The 20,439-nt window shown below is 41.4% G+C and carries 17 protein-coding genes; 14 read left to right on the forward strand and 3 right to left on the reverse strand.

Translation table 11 applies throughout. The features are described 5' to 3' along the window. Nucleotides 1–56 precede the first annotated feature (56 nt). Nucleotides 57–1,481, forward strand: a complete 1,425-nt coding sequence (locus DDV21_RS00210) for a PcsB-like coiled-coil domain-containing protein (protein ID WP_116878603.1) — start codon at nucleotides 57–59, stop codon at nucleotides 1,479–1,481. Nucleotides 1,482–1,853: 372 nt separating this feature from the next. Here DDV21_RS00210 and DDV21_RS00215 read toward each other — a convergent pair whose 3' ends face one another. From DDV21_RS00215 to DDV21_RS00225, 3 genes are all read right to left on the reverse strand, one after another. Next, nucleotides 1,854–2,486 (reverse strand): CPBP family intramembrane glutamic endopeptidase, encoded by a 633-nt coding sequence (locus tag DDV21_RS00215; RefSeq protein ID WP_241964681.1) that lies wholly within the window; start codon nucleotides 2,484–2,486, stop codon nucleotides 1,854–1,856. A gap of 423 nt (nucleotides 2,487–2,909) precedes the next feature. Continuing rightward, nucleotides 2,910–3,371 carry a CAAX protease gene (locus DDV21_RS00220; RefSeq protein WP_116878602.1) on the reverse strand — a complete coding sequence of 154 codons (462 nt, stop codon included), beginning with the start codon at nucleotides 3,369–3,371 and terminating at the stop codon, nucleotides 2,910–2,912. 136 nt (nucleotides 3,372–3,507) lie between these two features. Further along, nucleotides 3,508–3,702, reverse strand: a complete 195-nt coding sequence (locus DDV21_RS00225; RefSeq protein ID WP_116878601.1) for a helix-turn-helix transcriptional regulator — start codon at nucleotides 3,700–3,702, stop codon at nucleotides 3,508–3,510. A gap of 466 nt (nucleotides 3,703–4,168) precedes the next feature. Here DDV21_RS00225 and DDV21_RS00235 point away from each other — a divergent pair, with 466 nt between their 5' ends. The 13 genes from DDV21_RS00235 (at nucleotide 4,169) to DDV21_RS00295 (ending at nucleotide 20,196) form a co-directional block, all read left to right on the forward strand. Further along, nucleotides 4,169–5,146 (forward strand): ribose-phosphate diphosphokinase, encoded by a 978-nt coding sequence (locus DDV21_RS00235; RefSeq protein ID WP_116878599.1) that lies wholly within the window; start codon nucleotides 4,169–4,171, stop codon nucleotides 5,144–5,146. A 358-nt stretch (nucleotides 5,147–5,504) separates the two neighbouring features. Further along, nucleotides 5,505–6,680, forward strand: a complete 1,176-nt coding sequence (locus DDV21_RS00240; protein WP_116878598.1) for a pyridoxal phosphate-dependent aminotransferase — start codon at nucleotides 5,505–5,507, stop codon at nucleotides 6,678–6,680. Further along, nucleotides 6,670–7,434, forward strand: a complete 765-nt coding sequence (recO, locus tag DDV21_RS00245; protein WP_116878597.1) for a DNA repair protein RecO — start codon at nucleotides 6,670–6,672, stop codon at nucleotides 7,432–7,434. Before DDV21_RS00240 ends, recO begins: the two co-directional genes overlap by 11 nt. A 174-nt stretch (nucleotides 7,435–7,608) precedes the next feature. Beyond that, nucleotides 7,609–8,607, forward strand: a complete 999-nt coding sequence (gene plsX / locus DDV21_RS00250; RefSeq protein ID WP_116878596.1) for a phosphate acyltransferase PlsX — start codon at nucleotides 7,609–7,611, stop codon at nucleotides 8,605–8,607. 18 nt (nucleotides 8,608–8,625) lie between these two features. Continuing rightward, a complete protein-coding gene (locus DDV21_RS00255) occupies nucleotides 8,626–8,868 on the forward strand; it encodes an acyl carrier protein (protein ID WP_116878607.1) in 243 nt (80 codons plus the stop codon). A 126-nt stretch (nucleotides 8,869–8,994) separates the two neighbouring features. Continuing rightward, nucleotides 8,995–9,705 carry a phosphoribosylaminoimidazolesuccinocarboxamide synthase gene (purC, locus tag DDV21_RS00260; RefSeq protein ID WP_116878595.1) on the forward strand — a complete coding sequence of 237 codons (711 nt, stop codon included), beginning with the start codon at nucleotides 8,995–8,997 and terminating at the stop codon, nucleotides 9,703–9,705. 253 nt (nucleotides 9,706–9,958) lie between these two features. Next, nucleotides 9,959–13,684 (forward strand): phosphoribosylformylglycinamidine synthase, encoded by a 3,726-nt coding sequence (locus DDV21_RS00265; protein ID WP_116878594.1) that lies wholly within the window; start codon nucleotides 9,959–9,961, stop codon nucleotides 13,682–13,684. Between the two features lie 213 nt (nucleotides 13,685–13,897). Beyond that, nucleotides 13,898–15,349 (forward strand): amidophosphoribosyltransferase, encoded by a 1,452-nt coding sequence (gene purF, locus DDV21_RS00270; protein WP_116878606.1) that lies wholly within the window; start codon nucleotides 13,898–13,900, stop codon nucleotides 15,347–15,349. 170 nt (nucleotides 15,350–15,519) lie between these two features. Continuing rightward, nucleotides 15,520–16,548 (forward strand): phosphoribosylformylglycinamidine cyclo-ligase, encoded by a 1,029-nt coding sequence (gene purM, locus DDV21_RS00275; RefSeq protein WP_116878593.1) that lies wholly within the window; start codon nucleotides 15,520–15,522, stop codon nucleotides 16,546–16,548. Continuing rightward, nucleotides 16,541–17,083 (forward strand): phosphoribosylglycinamide formyltransferase, encoded by a 543-nt coding sequence (gene purN / locus DDV21_RS00280; protein ID WP_116878592.1) that lies wholly within the window; start codon nucleotides 16,541–16,543, stop codon nucleotides 17,081–17,083. The genes purM and purN overlap by 8 nt, the downstream gene beginning before the upstream one ends. Before the next feature lie 57 nt (nucleotides 17,084–17,140). Continuing rightward, on the forward strand, nucleotides 17,141–17,812 hold the full coding sequence (locus DDV21_RS00285) for a GNAT family N-acetyltransferase (protein ID WP_199286022.1): 672 nt from the start codon (nucleotides 17,141–17,143) through the stop codon (nucleotides 17,810–17,812). 44 nt (nucleotides 17,813–17,856) lie between these two features. Next, nucleotides 17,857–19,404, forward strand: a complete 1,548-nt coding sequence (purH, locus tag DDV21_RS00290) for a bifunctional phosphoribosylaminoimidazolecarboxamide formyltransferase/IMP cyclohydrolase (RefSeq protein WP_116878590.1) — start codon at nucleotides 17,857–17,859, stop codon at nucleotides 19,402–19,404. Nucleotides 19,405–19,443: 39 nt separating this feature from the next. Next, nucleotides 19,444–20,196 (forward strand): hypothetical protein, encoded by a 753-nt coding sequence (locus DDV21_RS00295; RefSeq protein WP_116878589.1) that lies wholly within the window; start codon nucleotides 19,444–19,446, stop codon nucleotides 20,194–20,196. Nucleotides 20,197–20,439: the final 243 nt, after the last annotated feature.

The raw sequence follows: 20,439 nt of genomic DNA on the forward strand, positions 1-20,439 counted from the left end.
GTCTGTTTTTTTGGTACAATAATAAGGTCTTATCAAAAAGGAGTAGTTTTTAAAATATGAAGAAAAGAATTTTATCTGCAGTTCTTGTCAGTGGTGTAACTCTTGGGACAGCTGCTACCCAAGTAAACGCTGAGGACTATGATTCACAGATAGCGGCACAAGATGCTGTCATCAGCAATCTTACAGCTGAACAAGCGGAGACACAAACTAAAGTAAGTGCACTTCAAGCTGAAGTAAGTACACTTCAAAGCCAGCAAGCTGAATTAGAAGCTCAGAATGCTGAACTTGAAACACAGTCTCAAACTTTAAATGACGAAATCCAAGCACTTTCAAGTAAAATTGTTGCTCGCAATGAAGCGTTAAGAAAACAAGCACGTAGTGCACAAAAAGGCAACAGTGTAACAAGTTATATTAACACTGTTTTAAATTCTAAGTCTATTTCAGATGCTATTAACCGTGTAGTTGCTATTCGTGAAGTTGTTTCTGCAAACGAAAAAATGTTAGAGCAGCAAGAAGCTGATAAAGCTGAATTAGAAGCTAAACAAATCGAAAATCAAGAAGCTATCAATACTGTAGCAGCAAACAAAGCTGTTATTGAAGAAAATTCAGCTGCTTTGTCAACTCAACAAGCTCAATTGGAAGCAGCTCAATTAGATTTGGCATCTCAGTTAGCTACAGCTGAAGGTGAAAAAGCTACTTTAGAAGCAGAAAAAGCTGCCGCTGAGCAAGCTGCTGCGGAAGCTGCTGCTGCTCAAGCCGCTGCAGAAGCTCAAGCCGCTGCAGAAGCCCAAGCACAGGCTGATTCAATTGCTGCCGCTCAGACAGCAATTGAAAACAATACAGCTACTACAGATACAGTAACAGAAACAACAGATTCAACAGAGTCGCTTGCTTCATCAGAAGCGACTTCTGAAACCGTTGAGGAAACTGTAGCTGTTGAATCAGAAACAGCTGAGGTTGCAGAGGCACCTGCTGCCGCTTCATCAGAATCAGAAGCAGAAACTGTTCAGTCAGAAGAAGCTGCGGCTCCTCAATCTGAAGCACCAGCTCCTGCTGCAGAAGAAGCACCTGCAGAAGCACAGCCAGCAGAAACAGCTACTACAGCAAGTTCAAATGCTGCGACAGCGGCAGCAAACGCTTCAGCAGCAAATACTTATCCTGTTGGACAATGTACTTGGGGAGCTAAATCTTTGGCAAGCTGGGTAGGCAATTATTGGGGTAATGCTAATCAATGGATTTCCAGTGCACAAGCTGCAGGATTTTCAGTTGGTACTACACCAGTTGCCGGCGCAGTAGCTGTATGGCCAAATGATGGTGGCGGCTACGGACACGTTGCTGTTGTTGTCTCAGCATCAGGTTCAAACTCTATTCAAGTTATGGAATCTAATTACGCTGGTAATTCAAGTATTGGTAATTACCGTGGAACTTTCGACCCTACTGCTTCGACATGGGGTGGTTCAGTTTACTACATTTACCCATAAACACATTTATAATTACAATTTGAGACAAGGTTTTTGGCCTTGTCTTTTTGCATGTTATCAGTACCCCTGTACATTGACAGCACACTTTTCGGTTATTTCTCTACCGGTGCACCGATCAGTAATACCAAAGCCTAGTTATTGTGAGGACGAGAGAATGAGCAGCTCTCCTGTAGAACATATCATAAGAAGACTAAGATAAGAGCTTTACTTTACAATTCAGTGGTCATCCTAGCCCGCTATGTGAGGCAAGAGTTAGCATGTAGCAGTTTTGACGACCTGAGTTTTTTGTTCAGCCAAAAATAACGGAAAACTTTTTTCGTTAAGCATCCCGTCCTGTTTTTGTTTTAAGAATTAGTTAATATAAGCTATATTTTATAGGAACATCAGAGTAATAGCGACAAAATTGTTCAGAAAGTGAATCATAAGAGCATGTTCGATTTTCTTGCTGTGTTTATAAACCATTCCTAACACTAATCCCATACCTCCATAAATAATCCAACTGCCAAAATCCATCGGAGTATGTAAAAGAGCAAATAAGAAACTGCTCACAGCTATACCAGCATAGGAGAAATGAAAGGTTTTATTTAGGATCAATCCTCGAAATACCATTTCTTCTACGATAGGGGCAGTTATAACGGTTATGATGAACAAGAGGATAGGAGTTACAGTGAGTTGCTCTAAAGCTGATTGGTTGGCTGTAGTTGCACCGTTCCCTTTTTCTATGACTAAGACAATACCGCCTGTAATTTTTAAAATAAATAGACTAAAGAAGCCTATTAAGCTGATTTTCCATGTTTGCCACTTTCCCAGAATGTTTTCTGAGCTAATTATAGCCAGTCGTTTGCCGATCCATAACGTTCCAAGACTGATAAACAGAAAAACAGTTATCAAAAGCCATACTTGCCATAAAGGTTGGTTCGCTTTTAAATAAAAAGTTGGATACTGCTCAACAGCAATGATTCCAATCGCTAGTAAGAAATATTTCATATCTTTTATTTTTTCCATTATTTTCACCTCTATTAAGATACAAAGACCGTTAAAAAAGCTGTATGAAATAGGGCCTGACAAATGATGTTTGGGCATCACGCTGGCATCCGTACTTACAGAAGCAGCCACACTCGTATGTCAGCCTGCAGCTTCCAACGATTACGTCTCTTTTCAATAGGATTTTAGAGCGTGCTCAGTTCCACCAAGATACAAAAGTCGTATAAAAATTCGCATGAAAATGACGGTAAGTTCGAAATCTGTGATTTCGCAGACACCCCCAGTTAAAACGACTAGAAGGGGATACAGAATCTTAATTTTAAAACGTTTTCAGCATGTTGTGCAAGATGCAGTATTGTATCTGTTTTTTAAGTTTCAAGGTGTCTGGAGCTAACTCATGGAGACCTTTAATCTTTTTTATACAGCTCCTGACTTGTATTTGATTTAGATTATTTTACCAATAAGCCAATGTAAGAATGCAAATCCATATGTTAGCAGATACGTTAACAGGATAAGTAAAAGATCATAAGTCAGTTTGATACCGGCAAAAGTTGATAACATAAGCAAGATAAAAATTGTTAAGATCAGCAGTGTCAAGGTCAGTTGGGCTGTAATACTGGTAATTTTCTTATTACGCTCATCAATTAGATCAATATACATTTGATGAAGCTGTTTTGGATGGTGAAAGACCCATTGGAAATATAGACCTAAAATGAAACTGGTGACGACTATTCCAACAGTCATGCCTCTGGCAAAACTATTGCTTAAATTGGACTGTCTGATAAAGATAATTCCTAAAAGGCCCAAGCTTAATAAGGACAGACTTAGCTTGAAAATTCTCTTTTTAAAGGCACTTTCAGTTGGTTTTTCTTTAAATCTGTTAATTATCTTCAGTTTTAACAACATTATCGTATCTCCTTTTTATGATAACTTCTCACTCGTAAGAGTTAATGGAACTTAGGGATATGGATTTTTATGATTTCAATATTCCCCTCTTAACTCTTATATCCGATATTAAAAATATGTACAGCCGATCCTGTTCTCATTCTTCAAAAAGAAAAATTTCTTCAATTGTTTTTCCAAAAAAATGTGCAATTTTATGGGCTAACTCCAAAGAGGCATTGTAACGGCCTTTCTCCAAAGAGATGATAGTCTGCCTGGTGACCTCAACAGCATCGGCTAATTCTGCCTGACTAATTTTGTTAGCCTTACGGAATTCTTGAATTCTTGTCTTCATTTTTCTCCTTTCATCAAAATACAACGGCCATTGCTCACAGCAAAATAGGCGGTAAGTCTGAAATCTCTGATTTCGCAGACGCCTCCCTGTCAGGACGACAAAGCTTTCAGGATGGCTGGCCAATGCTTGATTTGAGTCAACACTGGATATATGTTCCTTTTTTTGCAAAGATCTTAGGCCGTATTCAGCGATACTATCTAATATTGCTGGTTAGAAAAATGTCAGGTTTCCTTTACATTTTTAGTATAGCAAGCTTTACATTTTTTGTCAAGCTAACTTTACAAAAAAAATAAGCAGCTGGATCAAAATTAAAAAAACCTGAGCAGCAATTATTATGGTTTTGTTATTCAATTAATCGGCAGATCATAATTTTTCTATTTTCTTATGTTTTTCATTTTTACTTTCATTTGAAAAAAAAGTTAAAAAAAGTTAGAATGATAAGGGATAAATTTTTTTGGAGGAAAACATGTCTTATTCTGATTTAAAGTTGTTTGCGCTGTCTTCGAACAAGGAATTGGCAGAAAAAGTTGCCTCGACAATCGGGATTGAACTTGGGAAATCAACCGTCCGGCAGTTTTCGGACGGGGAGATTCAGGTCAATATAGAAGAGTCTATTCGCGGCCATCATGTTTTTATTTTACAGTCAACAAGTTCTCCTGTTAATGATCATTTAATGGAAATTTTGATTATGGTAGATGCTCTGAAGCGGGCCAGTGCAGAAACAATTAGTGTAGTTATGCCGTATTACGGATATGCACGTCAGGATCGTAAGGCACGTTCGCGTGAACCAATCACATCGAAATTAGTTGCTAATATGTTGGAAGTTGCGGGTGTTGATCGCCTGCTTACTGTTGACTTACATGCTGCACAGATTCAAGGTTTCTTTGATATTCCGGTTGATCACCTCATGGGAGCCCCTCTAATTGCTGACTATTTTGACCGCAATGGTTTGGTTGGGGATGAAGTTGTTGTCGTCAGTCCGGATCATGGCGGTGTAACGCGAGCACGTAAATTAGCTCAATTCCTCCAAACACCTATTGCCATTATTGATAAACGCCGCAGTGTGACAAAAATGAATACCAGCGAAGTTATGCATATTATTGGAAAAGTCGCTGGGAAAACCTGTATTCTTATTGACGATATGATTGATACTGCTGGGACAATATGCCATGCAGCAGATGCATTGGCCGAAGCTGGGGCAACACATGTTTATGCTTCATGCACTCACCCAGTTTTGTCTGGGCCGGCACTTACTAATATCCAAAATTCAGCTATTGAAAAACTGGTAGTATTAGATACTATTTATTTACCTCAAGAGCGTTTGATTGATAAAATTGAACAGATTTCGATTGCTGATTTGATTGCAGAAGCGATTATTCGTATCCACGAAAAACGGCCTCTCTCCCCTTTATTTGAAATGGATAATGCTAAAGCAGCTAAATAGATCAAAAAAACAGCCTTCGCAGAGGCTGTTTTTTGTTTCATATATTATTAAACCAATTAGAATCTAAAAGGAAAATAGGCCGCAAGTCCGAAATCTGTGATTTTGCAGACGTCTACGGCTGGAAGGAGACGTAAAGTCTTGGATTCTAAGATTTTTGGCAAGCAGCAGTATAGCGGCAGATTACTCATTTCTAAAATTTTCAGGTCTTACGGGAATTGTTCATAGTTAACAAGCAGTCATTTTATTTTTTAGGCTGAGTTGTGAAGATAAGGAAAAGCTATTTCTCTTTTTTGCAGAGAATGCAAATATTCAGAATTTTTTGTATAATAGAGTTACTTATATTGTTGAGGTGAGAAATGTGGATTTAACAAAACGGATGAATAAGAATTTGGATAAGATAGAAGTTTCGTTGATTCGTCAATTTGATCAATCTATTTCTGATGTACCCGGAATAATGAAATTAACCTTGGGAGAGCCTGATTTTGCAACACCCGAGCATGTCAAAGAAGCTGCAAAAAGAGCTATTGATGCTAATCAGTCTCATTATACGGGAATGAGCGGTTTGCTTGAGCTGCGTCAGGCTGCAGCAGATTTTGTAAAGGAAAAGTACGGTCTGACTTACCATCCTGAAGACGAAATTTTGGTTACTGTCGGAGCAACTGAAGCACTGTCTGCAACTCTGACAGCTATTTTAGAACCGGGAGATACTGTGCTGCTTCCTGCTCCGGCCTATCCGGGCTATGAGCCGATTGTTAATCTGGTAGGAGCTGAAATTGTTGAAATTGACACAACAGCTAATGATTTTGTTTTGACACCAGAAATGCTGGAAAAGGCAATCCTTGAGCAAGGAGAGAAACTTAAGGCTGTTTTGCTTAACTATCCTGCCAATCCTACCGGTGTGACATATTCACGTGAGCAGATTAAAGCTCTGGCAGAGGTATTGAAGAAATATGAAATATTTGTAGTCAGCGACGAAGTCTATTCGGAATTAACCTATAATGAAGAAACGCATGTTTCAATTGCGGAATACCTGCCGGAACAAACCATTTTGATTAACGGTCTGTCAAAATCTCATGCGATGACTGGATGGCGTATCGGCTTCATTTTTGCTTCGGCGGTTTTAACAGCACAATTAATTAAGAGCCATCAGTATTTAGTGACAGCTGCGGCAACTTCGGCACAGTTTGCGGCGATTGAAGCCTTATCTGCCGGCAAAGATGATGCTTTTATTATGAAGCAGGAATATATAAAACGCCGTGATTTTATTATTGAGAAAATGTCAGCGCTTGGATTTAAAATTATTAAACCTGATGGCGCTTTCTACATTTTTGCTAAAATTCCCGCAGGTTATGAACAAGATTCCTTTAAATTCTGTCAGGCTTTTGCGCGTGAAAAGGCAGTTGCTTTTATCCCTGGAGTAGCTTTTGGCAAGTATGGGCAAGGATATGTGCGTCTGTCCTATGCGGCCAGTATAGAAACAATCAGCACTGCTATGAATCGTTTGGAAGAATTTATGGAAGAACATGCAGACTAAAGAAACTAAGGGGCTTGTCCTTTACAGCCGTAATTACCGCGAAGATGATAAGCTGGTTAAAATTTTTACTGAGACAGATGGGAAGCGCATGTTTTTTATAAGGCATGCTGGGCAATCAAAGATAACTTCTGTTATTCAGCCTTTAACGGCTGCAGATTTCATAGTGAAAATCAATGATAAGGGCTTGTCTTACATTGGAGATTATAAGGAAGCAGAATTTTATAAAACTGTCAATGAGGATTTATTTATCCTTGCTTATGCTTCATATGTAGCTGCTCTGGCAGATGCAGCAATTGCCGACAATACTGCTGATCCGCAGCTCTTTACTTTTCTGAAAAAGACGCTAGAATTGATGGATAAAGGGCTTGATTATGAAATTTTAACTAATATTTTTGAACTTCAGGTTTTGGAGCGTTTTGGGGTCGGTCTGAATTTCCATGAATGTACTTTCTGCCACAGAGTCGGTCTGCCTTTTGACTTTTCTTATAAATTTTCCGGTTTGCTCTGTCCGGATCATTATATAGAAGATGTTCACCGCAAACATCTGGATCCGAATGTTATTTATCTTTTAGACCGTTTTCAAAATGTTTCCTTTGAAGAACTGCAAAGTATTTCAGTTAAACCAGCAATGAAACAGCAAATTCGTCAATTCTTAGATGACATTTATGATAACTATGTGGGTATCCATCTTAAGAGCAAGAAATTTATTGATAACTTGGACAAATGGGGCGGTGTAATGAGAAACAAACCGTGAGTTAGATGACTGCTAGAGTTTATACAGCAAAATAAAAGAGGATTAGCGGTCTTTTATTCGCCTTCTTAAAACCGCTGTTTGTTCAAATTTTACATTTGCAGATGGCACTGAAATTTTTGCGAATTAGTGCTATAATAAGAAAACATTGAAACAGCATGTGAGAGGAATTTATTAATGAAAAAGATAGCTGTAGATGCAATGGGCGGCGATAATGCGCCTCAAGCTATTGTTGAAGGTGTTAATCAGGCCTTAGCCGAATTTGAAGATATTGAGATTGAACTTTACGGGGATGAAACAAAAATAAGAGAATATTTGACAGTTTCTGAGCGCGTAACGATCAAGCATACAGATGAAAAAATTGACTCTGATGATGAGCCTGCTAAAGCCGTTCGGCGCAAGAAAAAGGCCAGCATGGTGCTCGGCGCGCAGGCTGTTAAACAAAAGGAAGCTCAGGCACTGATTTCTGCAGGCAATACGGGTGCATTATTGGCAGCGGGGCTTTTTGTCGTAGGCCGTATCAAGGGGATTGACCGGCCGGGCTTAATGTCTACTCTGCCAACTGTTGACGGTAGTGGGTTTGATATGCTGGATCTTGGTGCCAATGCTGAAAATACAGCTCATCATCTGCATCAGTATGCTGTTCTAGGCTCTTTTTATGCAGAGAATGTGCGTGGTCTTGCTAGGCCTCGCGTCGGTCTGCTCAACAATGGAACAGAAGATACCAAGGGGGATCCTTTGCGCAAAGAGGCTTATAGTCTTTTAGCAGCTGACGCGTCCCTTAATTTTGTTGGAAATATTGAAGCACGGGAGTTAATGAACGGTGCAGCAGATGTCGTTGTGGCAGATGGTTTTACAGGGAATGCTGTTCTTAAAACGATGGAAGGAACCGGGATGAGCATCGTGGAAGTCCTCAAATCGGCGATTAAGACCGGCGGGGCTAAAGCAAAGTTAGGCGCTTTTTTCCTGAAAGACAGTCTTTATAATTTGCGCGATCTTATGGATTATTCAAGTGCGGGCGGCGCTGTTCTTTTTGGACTTAAAGCACCGGTGGTTAAATGCCATGGTTCAAGTGATGCTAAATCGGTCTATTATACAATCAAACAGGTACGCACCATGTTAGAAACGGATGTTATCAGCCAACTGACAGAAGTATTTGCATCAGAGGAAGAGTAGAGGGAGATTGCGGCTGTGGTGACCAAAGAAGAAATTTTTGACAAAATAAGCAAGATGCTGGCAGAACAAATGCATCGAGGGGATTTAGATATCAGTCCAGAAACGTCTTTGCAGGACGATTTAGGGGTCGATTCAATCGGCTTGATGGAGTTTGTGATCAATCTGGAAGATGAGTTTCATTTAGATATCCCCGATGAGGCTATTGAAGAAATAGAATCCATGGGTGAGATGGCAGACTATCTTTATCAGAAACTTGCTTAATCTATAAAACGTTCGTTAAAAGCGGACGTTTTTATTTTTGTTATGATTTAAAGTTTGTGAAGCGTTGAAATTTAAATTTTCTTGTGTTAAAATTTAGTAAAACAAGGGTGAAAGGCGAACGAAAAAATGTCACGCAAACTGATTTATACGGGAAAAGCTAAGGATATCTATATAAGTTCAGAAGATGAGGATATGATTGTCTCGGTCTATAAAGATCAGGCCACTATGCTAAATGGAGCTCGCAAAGAGACCGTTGCAGGAAAAGGGGCTTTAAATAATCAAATCTCATCTTTAATTTTTGAAAAACTGAATGCAGCGGGAATTCAGACGCATTTCATCAAACAGCTGTCAAAAAACGAACAATTGAATAAAAAAGTGACTATTATCCCTTTGGAAGTTGTTTTGCGCAATGTAGCTGCAGGGTCGTTTTCTAAGCGTTTTGGTATAGAGGAGGGAATTGAGCTTGAGAGGCCGATTCTTGAATTTTACTACAAAAATGATGACCTTGATGATCCTTTTATCAACGATGAACACGTTCTGTTTTTAGATATTGCGGATACAGATGAAATTGCTTATCTAAAAAAAGAAACGCGCCGTATTAATAATTTGCTGAAAAAATGGTTCGAGCAAATCGGACTGACCTTGATTGATTTTAAGCTTGAGTTTGGGAAAGATGCTGACGGCCGCATCATTTTAGCCGATGAATTTTCACCTGACAACTGCCGGCTTTGGGATGCTCAGGGACATCATATGGATAAAGACGTTTTTCGCCGGGATCTTGGGAGTTTAACAGATGTCTATGAAACGGTATTGGAAAGGTTGCAAAAATTAACCTAATTGTCGGTAAATCTAAGAAAGATATGCCGGCAAAGTGCTACAGACAGCAGCACAGAAGTGGTACACAGGCAGCTGAGACACCTAAAAATGGCACGATAGTAAGTTTTACTGTTTCTTGTTGCTAGTTTGTTTTTAGATTTTTAATTGAAAGGAGACAGAGTCTGCCCGGAAAGTATCAAAAGGCAGGAAATTTCTGGATTGTCAGAATTTCTTTACTGTCAGAAGCTTTCTGATTGGATTTAGTAGCTTAAGGATGGATAAACGGATTTTTGTTGAGAAAAAAAGAGATTTTCAGGTAAAAGCGCAGTCACTTAACAAAGAATTAACCCATAATCTGCAGTTGAAAACCCTGTCAGATCTGCGAATCGTGCAGATTTATGATGTCTTTGATTTAGCAGAAGAACTGTTTGAGCCTGCAGAGAAACATATTTTTTCTGAACAGGTCACAGATAATGTCTTGACTGAGAATGATATAGCTGATGAGTTGCCGCATTATGCTTTTTTTGCGATTGAAGCTCTGCCCGGCCAGTTTGACCAGCGTGCGGCTTCAGCGCAGGAAGCCTTGCTGCTGCTTGGAAGTTCAAATAAGGTGAAGATACAGACGGCTCAGCTTTATTTGGTTAACAAAGATATCAACAGCGCAGAGCTGGAGACGGTGAAAAACTATTTGCTTAATCCTGTGGATTCTCGTTTTAAAGATATTACAGCAGGTATCGTTCATCATAACTTTTCAGAATCTGATAAGACGATTCCAACCCTAGATTTTTTTGAGACTTACACAGCCGAAGATTTTGCCGATTATAAAGTTGAGCAGGGCTTGGCTATGGAAGTGGACGATCTCCTTTTTATTCAGGATTATTTTAAATCAATCGGCCGCCCGCCAACCGAAACGGAGCTGAGAGTTTTGGATACCTATTGGTCAGATCACTGCCGCCATACAACTTTTGAAACAGAGCTCAGGCATATTGATTTTTCGGCTTCGTCTTTCAAGGAGCAGCTGCAGGCGACTTACGATAAGTATATCAGCATGCGGGATGAGCTGGGACGGTCTGATAAACCGCAGACTCTTATGGATATGGCGACTGTTTTTGGCCGTTATGAGCGTGCGAATGGACGCTTGGATGATATGGAAGTATCTGAAGAAATCAACGCCTGTTCAGTTGAAATTACAGTAGAAGTTGACGGTCAAAAAGAGCCCTGGCTTCTTATGTTTAAAAATGAAACACACAATCATCCAACAGAAATTGAGCCTTTTGGCGGAGCTGCGACCTGCATTGGCGGAGCTATTCGTGACCCTTTATCCGGCCGTTCTTATGTTTATCAGGCTATGCGAATTTCTGGTGCCGGCAATATTACCGCTCCTATCGCTGCCACACGTGCTGGGAAATTACCTCAGCAGGTCATTTCAAAAGCCGCAGCACAGGGATATTCTTCATATGGAAACCAAATCGGTTTGGCGACAACCTATGTAAAGGAATATTTCCATCCGGGTTTTACGGCTAAACGTATGGAACTAGGGGCTGTTGTTGGTGCAGCTCCTAAAGATAATGTTGTCCGAGAAAAACCACAGCCAGGTGATTTTGTTATTCTTTTGGGCGGAAGAACCGGACGTGATGGTATCGGCGGGGCAACAGGCTCATCTAAGGTTCAGACAGTTGAAACTGTTGAAAAAGCAGGTGCTGAGGTTCAAAAAGGGAATGCTGCTGAAGAGCGCAAGATTCAGCGTCTTTTCCGTAAGAAGAGTGTTACCCGCCTCATAAAGAAATCGAATGATTTTGGTGCCGGCGGTGTTTGTGTAGCGATTGGAGAGCTTGCTGACGGCCTTGAAATCGATCTTAATAAGATTCCTCTTAAGTACCAAGGTCTCAATGGTACGGAAATTGCGATTTCAGAATCGCAAGAACGTATGTCAGTAGTGATTCGCCCTGAGGATACAGAGCAATTTATTGCAGAATGCAGGAAAGAGAGTATAGAGGCTGCAGCAGTAGCAAGGGTTACTGAAAAACCAAATCTTGTCATGACTTGGAACGGGCAGATAATTGTTGATATTGAACGGAGTTTTCTTGACAGCAACGGTGTCCGTGCAGCTGTTGATGCGAAGGTTGTTGACAGTATAGCGGATTTGCCAGGGCAGCGTACCACTGCAGCAGAAACACTTGAGTCGGATACCGTTAAACTTCTTTCCGATCTTAACCACAGCAGCCAAAAGGGACTGCAAACGATTTTTGATTCTTCTGTCGGCCGATCCACGGTCAATCAGCCGATTGGCGGCCGTTATCAGATAACGCCGGCAGAAAGTTCTGTCCAAAAGTTACCTGTTCAGCATGGTGTAACAAATACCGCTTCAGTTATGGCACAGGGCTTCAACCCTTATATTGCCGAATGGTCTCCCTATCATGGTGCAGCTTATGCTATTGTTGAAGCCGCAGCACGTTTGGCAGCGACGGGAGCAGATTGGTCTAAGGCACGTTTTTCTTATCAGGAGTATTTCCAGCGGATGGATAAACAGCCTGATCGTTTCGGACAGCCAGTTTCGGCCCTTTTAGGGGCTATTGAGGCTCAAATCCAGCTCGGATTGCCTGCAATTGGCGGCAAGGATTCTATGTCCGGAACGTTTGAGGAACTGACAGTCCCACCGACTCTTGTCGCTTTTGGTGTGACGACAGCAGATATTCGTAAGGTTCTCTCACCTGAGTTTAAAGCGGCTGGTGAATATATTTATTATCTTCCAGGACAGGCTATTTCAGAAGTTATCGATTTTGACCTTATTAAGGCTAATTTTGCCAAATTTGAAGCTATTCAGGCGGCTCACAAAGTGACTTCTGCTTCAGCGGTCAAGTACGGGGGTGTTATTGAAAGTCTTGCTTTAGCAAGTTTTGGGAACCGTATCGGTGTTTTTGTTGAGATAGAAGACTTGGAACACAGTTTAGCAGCACAGCTGGGCGGTTTTATCTTTACTTCCAGTGAAGAGATTGCTGATGCTGTTAAAATTGGGAAGACAAGTCAGGAGTTTGCGCTGACTGTCAATGGTGTCCATTTGGCTGGAAAAGTCTTACTTGATGCGTTTGAAAAAACTTTAGAGGGTATTTACCCTACAGAATTTGTCCAGAGCAGTGAATGTAAAGAAGTTCCGGCTGTTCTTAAAAATGTACCGATGCAGGCTAAAGAAAAAAAGAAGCGGCCGCTGGTCTATATTCCAGTCTTTCCCGGGACTAACTCCGAGTATGATTCAGCTAAAGCTTTTGAACAAGAAGGCGCTGAGGTTCGCTTAGTGCCATTTGTAACACTTGATGAGCAGGCTATTGAGCAATCAGTTGCTCTGATGGCAGATAATATTGAAGAAGCCGATATTATTTTCCTGGCCGGCGGTTTTTCAGCTGCTGATGAACCGGATGGTTCAGCAAAATTTATTGTCACTATTTTACTTAATGAAAAAGTTCGTTCAGCGATTGAACGTTTCATTGATCGCGGCGGCCTCATTATCGGCATCTGCAACGGCTTCCAAGCCCTTGTTAAATCTGGCCTTTTACCTTATGGCAGCTTTGAAGCTGCGACTGAAAATTCGCCGACCCTCTTTTATAACGATGCCAATCAGCACGTAGCTAAGATGGTGGAAACGCGGATTGTCAATACCAATTCACCTTGGCTGGCCGGTGTTGAGATTGGTGATATTCATGCTGTTCCGGTTTCTCATGGTGAAGGTAAATTTGTGGTGACGGCGGAAGAATTTGAAGAGCTTCGGGATAACGGTCAAATCTGGAGCCAGTATGCTGACTTTGAAGGCAAGCCAAGTATGGATTCTAAGTACAATCCTAATGGTTCTTTATACGCTATTGAAGGCATCAGCAGCAAAAACGGCCAAATCATTGGGAAAATGGGACATTCTGAGCGTTATGAAGAGGGGCTTTTCCAAAATATTCCCGGCAATAAAGAGCAGAGCCTCTTTGCTTCTGCCGTTAAATATTTCACGGGGAAATAGGCTTACAGGGAGAGTTTACAGGCGGTTTTGCCGCAGCAGCGCTTCCTTTGATTCACTACTGAGGGCTTGGAAACATCTTTTTGGCCTTTCAGTTTGTGAATGGAAAGTTTGATGCCATGTGGTGAATCTTACAGCCTTTAGAACTGTCTCATTTCCTATCTCTCCTGTTTGGTTTTACAGCAGCAGAAGATGAAAACACGAAAAGGTAAAAACATGACATATGAAATAAAATCTCTTAATGAAGAATGCGGTATTTTTGGCATTTGGGGTCATCCTCAGGCTGCACAGATAACCTATTTCGGTCTTCATTCCCTGCAGCACAGAGGTCAGGAAGGAGCAGGCATACTGTCAAATAACCGAGGCAAATTAAATGGCCATCGGGACACTGGTTTACTGTCAGAAGTGTTTAAAAATCCAGCTGATCTTGAAAAGCTGGAAGGGACGGCTGCAATTGGGCATGTTCGCTATGCAACGGCCGGGGAAGCTTCCATTGATAATATTCAGCCCTTCCACTTTAAGTTTCATGATATGCAGTTTGGTCTTGCCCATAATGGTAATTTGACCAATGCAGTATCTCTTCGCAATGAATTGGAAGATAAGGGAGCGATCTTTTCTTCCACATCCGATACTGAAATTTTGGCTCACCTTATTCGCCATAGCAAGCAGAAAAACTTTATGGATAAGCTCAAAGAAGCACTTAATGCTGTCAAAGGCGGTTTTGCCTACCTGCTTATGCTTGAAGATAAGATGATTGCAGCTTTGGACCCGAATGGCTTTCGGCCTGTTTCTGTTGGGAAGATGAAAAACGGGGCCTGGATTATTTCTTCTGAGACGTGTGCTTTTGAGGTGGTTGGTGCAGAATGGATCCGTGATGTTAAACCGGGCGAAATTGTTGTTGTAGATAGTGACGGGATTCGTACGGATTATTTTACAGCAGATACTCAGCTTGCAGTCTGTTCAATGGAATATATTTATTTTGCCCGTCCGGATTCAAATATTCACGGCGTTAATGTACATACAGCCCGCAAACGTATGGGGGCTCAGCTAGCGCGTGAATGTAAATATGAGGCTGATATTGTTGTCGGCGTCCCCAACTCTTCTCTTTCAGCTGCTATGGGCTTTGCTGAAGTTTCAGGGCTTCCTAATGAAATGGGTCTTATAAAAAATCAGTATACCCAAAGGACTTTTATCCAGCCAACACAGGAACTGCGTGAACAGGGAGTTCGTATGAAACTGTCTGCGGTGTCCGGTGTTGTCAAAGGGAAGCGTGTGGTCATGGTTGATGATTCTATCGTCCGAGGGACAACTTCACGCCGAATCGTACAGCTGTTAAAAGAAGCTGGAGCCAAAGAAGTCCATGTTGCCATCGGCAGTCCTCCGCTTGCTTATCCTTGTTTTTACGGAATTGATATTCAAAGCCGTCGTGAACTGATTGCGGCTAACCATACGGTAGAGGAGATACGGCATATTATTGGTGCAGACAGTTTGACTTATTTGTCCATTGAGGGGCTGATTAAGTCTATCGGGCTGGATACCGATGCGCCTAACGGCGGGCTCTGCGTTGCCTACTTTGACGGCCGGTATCCGACACCGCTTTATGACTATGAAGAAACTTATCTCAAAAGTCTAGAAGAGAAAACACGTTTCGATAAGGAAAAAGGTTAAATGTTTCAGTCTGTTTATTGTTTTCTGCTGAAAGAAAGGGATATTTGGCAGCAAAGCTTATGCTCGGCGGTTAAATGCTGACCGAGAAGCCGCTTTTTGTCCGGCGGGATAAAAACTGAAATTTTGAAAAAGGCAGCAATTCTTTATTGACACTAAAAAAGGAAAATACTATGACAGAAAAGAATGCATATGCAAAATCAGGTGTAGATGTTGAAGCAGGTTATGAAGTTGTTGAACGTATAAAGAAACATGCGGCCCGCACACAACGTGCAGGTGCCACGGGAGCTCTCGGCGGATTTGGCGGTATGTTTGATCTATCACAGTTCAGTGTGAAAGAGCCTGTTCTTATTTCGGGGACGGATGGTGTTGGGACAAAGCTAATGCTGGCGATCAAATATAATAAGCATGATACAATCGGTCAAGACTGTGTGGCTATGTGTGTCAATGATATCATTGCTGCGGGGGCTGAGCCGCTTTATTTTCTGGATTATATCGCAACTGGTAAAAATAAACCAGAGCAGCTGGAACAAGTTATTGCCGGAGTAGCGGAAGGCTGCCTGCAGGCGGGCAGTGCTCTCATCGGCGGCGAAACGGCTGAAATGCCTGGTATGTATGGCGAAGATGATTATGATTTAGCCGGTTTTGCAGTCGGTGTTGCTGAAAAATCGCAAATTATTGACGGCTCTAAAGTTGCTGAAGGTGATGTACTTCTTGGCCTCGCTTCAAGCGGTATCCATTCAAACGGCTACTCGCTGGTTCGCCGTGTCTTTGCCGATTATACAGGTGAAGAAGTACTGCCCGAACTTAAAGGAAAAAAACTCAAAGAAGTTCTCCTTGAACCTACCCGTATCTATGTGAAAGCGGTGCTGCCGCTTATCAAAGAGGGTCTGGTTAACGGGATTGCCCATATCACAGGCGGCGGTTTCATTGAAAATGTACCGCGTATGTTTTCGAATGACTTAGCTGCTGAAATCGAAGAAGATAAAATACCGGTTCTTCCAATCTTCGAGGTTCTTGAAAAATACGGTCAAATTAAACATGAAGAAATGTTTGAAATTTTCAATATGGGAATCGGTCTTATGCTGGCAGTCAGTCCCAAAAAGGCTGACCGTGTTAAGGAGCTGCTTGACGAACCGGTTTATGAACTTGGTCGTATTGTCAAAAAAACAGGGACAAGTGTGGTGATTTCTAATGGCTAAAAAGATTGCCGTTTTTGCTTCAGGCAATGGATCAAATTTTCAGGTCATCGCAGAAGCTTTTCCGGTAGCATTTGTCTTTTCTGATCATCGTGATGCCTATGTACTTAAGCGCGCTCAAGTGCTGGACGTCAAAGCTTACGCTTTTGAACTTAAAGAGTTTGCCAATAAGGCAGCCTATGAACAGGCTATCGTTGAACTATTAGAACAGCACCAAATTGACTTGGTCTGTCTGGCAGGCTATATGAAAATCGTAGGGCCGACTCTTTTAGCTGCTTATGAAGGCCGCATGATCAACATTCACCCCGCTTATCTGCCGGATTTTCCCGGGGCTCATGGCATAGAAGATGCTTGGGAAGCAGGAGTTGACCAGTCTGGAGTTACAGTTCACTGGGTGGACAGCGGTGTTGATACAGGACAAATCATTGCACAAGTGCGCGTGCCGCGCTTGGCAGATGATACCATCGAAAGTTTTGAAGCACGGATACACGAGGCAGAGTATCAGCTGTATCCTAAAGTAATTAAAGACTTACTGTAGAGTGCAGCACAAATATTAGAGGGAGATAAGATGGCGATAAATGAATTTGGCCAAGAGATAGGAGAGCAGCTGAATAATGTTCAAAAAGGGATACTTCCTCAAGTGACAGCATTAGAAGGCCAGACGGTAAAAGTTGTTAAGTTAGAACAAGAACATATCGAAGGACTTTATGATGTTTACGGTCCTAGCTCTCCTCTGGAAAACTGGACTTATCTCCCCATTGAGCCGTTTACTGATTTTACGGCTTATCAACAGTTTATGGAAGATAATGTAAAGTCACAGGATCCTTATTATCTAGTTATATTAGACAATAAAACCGGGGAGGCTTTAGGAACCTTTTCACTAATGAGGATTGATCTGCAAAATCGTGTAGCCGAAATGGGTTGGGTCGTTTACTCAGAACGATTAAAAAGGACACGGATGGCTACAGAAGCTCAGTTTCTGGTGATGGAATATGTATTTGAAGACATGCACTGTCGCCGCTATGAATGGAAATGTGACCATTTGAATCAGCCTTCCCGGCAAGCAGCCCTGCGCTTGGGTTTCAAATACGAAGGAACTTTCAGACAAGCAGCAATTTATAAAGGGCGCAATCGTGATACGGACTGGTTTTCGATGTTAGACCAAGAGTGGCCTGAAAATAAGAAACGCTTCACAAAGTGGCTCTCCGATGATAATTTCACTGCCTCTGGTGAACAAAAAGTGGCTTTGCAAAAAATAAACGTCTAATTAAAGTATCTCAATAAGAAAAAAATAAGTGAGGAAAATAGGACATGACAAAACGCGCATTAATCAGTGTATCTAATAAGGAAGGCATCGTAGAGTTTGCTCAAGAATTAAGGAAACTGGGCTGGGATATCATCTCAACCGGCGGCACCAAAGCTGCTCTTGACAGTGCTGGTATAGACAGTACTTCTATTGACGATGTGACAGGTTTTCCTGAAATGATGGATGGCCGGGTTAAGACGCTCCATCCCAATATTCATGGTGCCCTTCTGGCACGCCGTGATCTAAAGAGCCATCTGCAGGCAGCCGCTGACAATAAGATTGAACTGATTGACTTGGTTGCGGTTAATCTTTATCCTTTTAAAGAAACGGTTCTCAAGCCGGATGTTACCTACGCGGATGCGGTGGAAAATATTGATATCGGCGGTCCATCAATGCTGCGCTCTGCAGCAAAAAATCATGCCAGCGTCACAGTCATAGTTGATCCGGCAGACTATGCAGCAGTTTTAGAAGAATTAGCAAATGCAGGCGAAACAACCCTTGCAACCCGTCAGCGCTTAGCTGCCAAAGTTTTCCGCCACACGGCAGCCTATGATGCTTTGATTGCAGAATACTTCACAGCCCAAGTCGGAGAAAGCAAGCCTGAAAAGCTGACCCTCACTTATGACCTTAAACAGTCCATGCGCTATGGTGAAAATCCACAGCAAGACGCAGATTTCTACCAAACAGCCCTTCCGACAGCTTACTCTGTTGCTTCAGCTAAACAGCTTAACGGTAAAGAATTATCCTTCAATAATATTAGGGATAGCGATGCTGCTATTCGTATTATCCGTGATTTCAGGGACCGTCCGACCGTTGTAGCTCTCAAACATATGAACCCTTGCGGTATCGGACAGGCTGATGATATCGAAACAGCTTGGGATTACGCTTATGAGGCTGATGCTGTCTCAATCTTTGGCGGAATTGTTGTTCTTAACCGAGAGGTTGACGCTGCGACAGCAGAGAAGATGCATGATATTTTCCTCGAAATTATCATTGCTCCAAGTTACTCAGAAGAAGCGCTGACTATTTTAACCAATAAAAAGAAAAATCTGCGTCTTCTGGAACTGCCGTTTGATGCACAGGAAGCCAGCAAAACTGAAAAAGAATACACAGGTGTTGTTGGCGGCCTTCTTGTGCAAAATCAGGATGTCGTTGCAGAAAACCCAGAAGACTGGCGGGTAGTGACAGAACGCCAGCCGAACGATAAAGAGACAGCAGCTCTTGAGTTCGCCTGGAAAGCTATCAAGTATGTTAAATCTAATGGAATTTTAATAGCCAATGACCGTATGACCTTAGGTGTCGGTCCTGGTCAGACCAATCGAGTCGGTGCAGTGCGTATTGCCATTGAGCAAGCCAAAGACCGCCTTGACGGTGCTGTTCTTGCCAGTGATGCTTTCTTTCCTTTTGCTGACAATATTGAAGAAATTGCCTCTGCAGGCATCAGAGCTATTATACAGCCTGGCGGCTCGGTCCGCGATCAGGATTCTATTGATGCTGCGAATAAGCACGGCATTGCAATGGTGTTCACGGGCGTAAGACATTTTAGGCATTAAGTATTTAAATAAGGAAAATAAGGAGCAAAGAGGAGATTTATGGGAAAATATGTTAAAGAAAATTGGAAAATTTTATTATTAATTATTACAATGGTGATAGTATCAGGCCCTGTTTTTTCAGTTGTAATCTCTTCTTTTTCAAAGTATTTGAACCATGACTTAGGAGATTGGCTCAGCTTTTATGGAGCAATAACAGGAATTGTCATCTCTCTGGTCATTATTCATTTGCAGTTAGCTCTTGATAAGGAAAAAGAAAAAAAGCTAAATCGACCAGTTCTTTTTCTGGAGAATGATTATCAAGTTATTAAAAGTAACAGTCTTGTTTATTATCACGATAAATACTGGTTTAGTTTAATTCAAAGAAATAATAAGACAAAAAAGTTAACCGCTCAATCATTGAGAAATTCTTACGCCGAGAAAGGTAAAAGGGATAAGACCTTATCTTTGGAGATTGTCAATAATCAGAGGATATTTAATCTCCATATCCAGTTTGGTGATAAAGGAAGTATCGCCGTTATTCCACAATTATCAGAAAACCAAAAAATTTATGTCATTTCAAAGGAGCACCAAAACGCTATAGCTGCCTATTTACTAAATAATGACTCTTCGGCCTTTGATCATGTGCCGGAAGTCATAAAAATTTATTTTACGACTTTATCTGGTGAGAAAATCTATCAAAAGTATCAAGTTGATGCAAAAGGTTACTGTCAACTGACAAAAGAAAAATACGATGTGATTTACCCTCATCTACCTATGGGGTATTATATTTGTGATTATTTCATCAAAAGCTGACTTAAGCCATAACTTGTTTTTCTACTATATGATTGGCATTCTCTCGGTCTTTCAATTACTGACTAGTTTGTTGGTCCTGTATCTCTTATCATTTAAGTTTTCTGCAAGGAAACGTTAAGCTTCAATTAAGCTGTTCTCTGTATACTATAACCATCCTAAAACTTTTCTTTTTCATAAATCTCCTAGGAACTCCCAGTCTAAAGGTTGGGAGTTTTTTTTGAAATCGACAAGTTTTTTAATAGC

The sequence above is a fragment of the Streptococcus chenjunshii genome, assembly GCF_003086355.1.
In the GTDB taxonomy this organism is placed as follows: domain Bacteria; phylum Bacillota; class Bacilli; order Lactobacillales; family Streptococcaceae; genus Streptococcus; species Streptococcus chenjunshii.

What these genes read in the sequence shown, in the direction of transcription:
- DDV21_RS00215 (WP_241964681.1), bottom strand. Translation starts at nt 2,486, where the DNA reads ATGGAAAAAATAAAAGATATGAAATATTTCTTACTAGCGATTGGAATC.
- plsX (WP_116878596.1), top strand. Translation starts at nt 7,609, where the DNA reads ATGAAAAAGATAGCTGTAGATGCAATGGGCGGCGATAATGCGCCTCAA.
- DDV21_RS00235 (WP_116878599.1), top strand. Translation starts at nt 4,169, where the DNA reads ATGTCTTATTCTGATTTAAAGTTGTTTGCGCTGTCTTCGAACAAGGAA.
- purC (WP_116878595.1), top strand. Translation starts at nt 8,995, where the DNA reads ATGTCACGCAAACTGATTTATACGGGAAAAGCTAAGGATATCTATATA.
- recO (WP_116878597.1), top strand. Translation starts at nt 6,670, where the DNA reads ATGCAGACTAAAGAAACTAAGGGGCTTGTCCTTTACAGCCGTAATTAC.
- DDV21_RS00225 (WP_116878601.1), bottom strand. Translation starts at nt 3,702, where the DNA reads ATGAAGACAAGAATTCAAGAATTCCGTAAGGCTAACAAAATTAGTCAG.
- purN (WP_116878592.1), top strand. Translation starts at nt 16,541, where the DNA reads ATGGCTAAAAAGATTGCCGTTTTTGCTTCAGGCAATGGATCAAATTTT.
- purF (WP_116878606.1), top strand. Translation starts at nt 13,898, where the DNA reads ATGACATATGAAATAAAATCTCTTAATGAAGAATGCGGTATTTTTGGC.
- purH (WP_116878590.1), top strand. Translation starts at nt 17,857, where the DNA reads ATGACAAAACGCGCATTAATCAGTGTATCTAATAAGGAAGGCATCGTA.
- DDV21_RS00210 (WP_116878603.1), top strand. Translation starts at nt 57, where the DNA reads ATGAAGAAAAGAATTTTATCTGCAGTTCTTGTCAGTGGTGTAACTCTT.
- DDV21_RS00220 (WP_116878602.1), bottom strand. Translation starts at nt 3,371, where the DNA reads ATGTTGTTAAAACTGAAGATAATTAACAGATTTAAAGAAAAACCAACT.
- DDV21_RS00265 (WP_116878594.1), top strand. Translation starts at nt 9,959, where the DNA reads ATGGATAAACGGATTTTTGTTGAGAAAAAAAGAGATTTTCAGGTAAAA.
- DDV21_RS00295 (WP_116878589.1), top strand. Translation starts at nt 19,444, where the DNA reads ATGGGAAAATATGTTAAAGAAAATTGGAAAATTTTATTATTAATTATT.
- purM (WP_116878593.1), top strand. Translation starts at nt 15,520, where the DNA reads ATGACAGAAAAGAATGCATATGCAAAATCAGGTGTAGATGTTGAAGCA.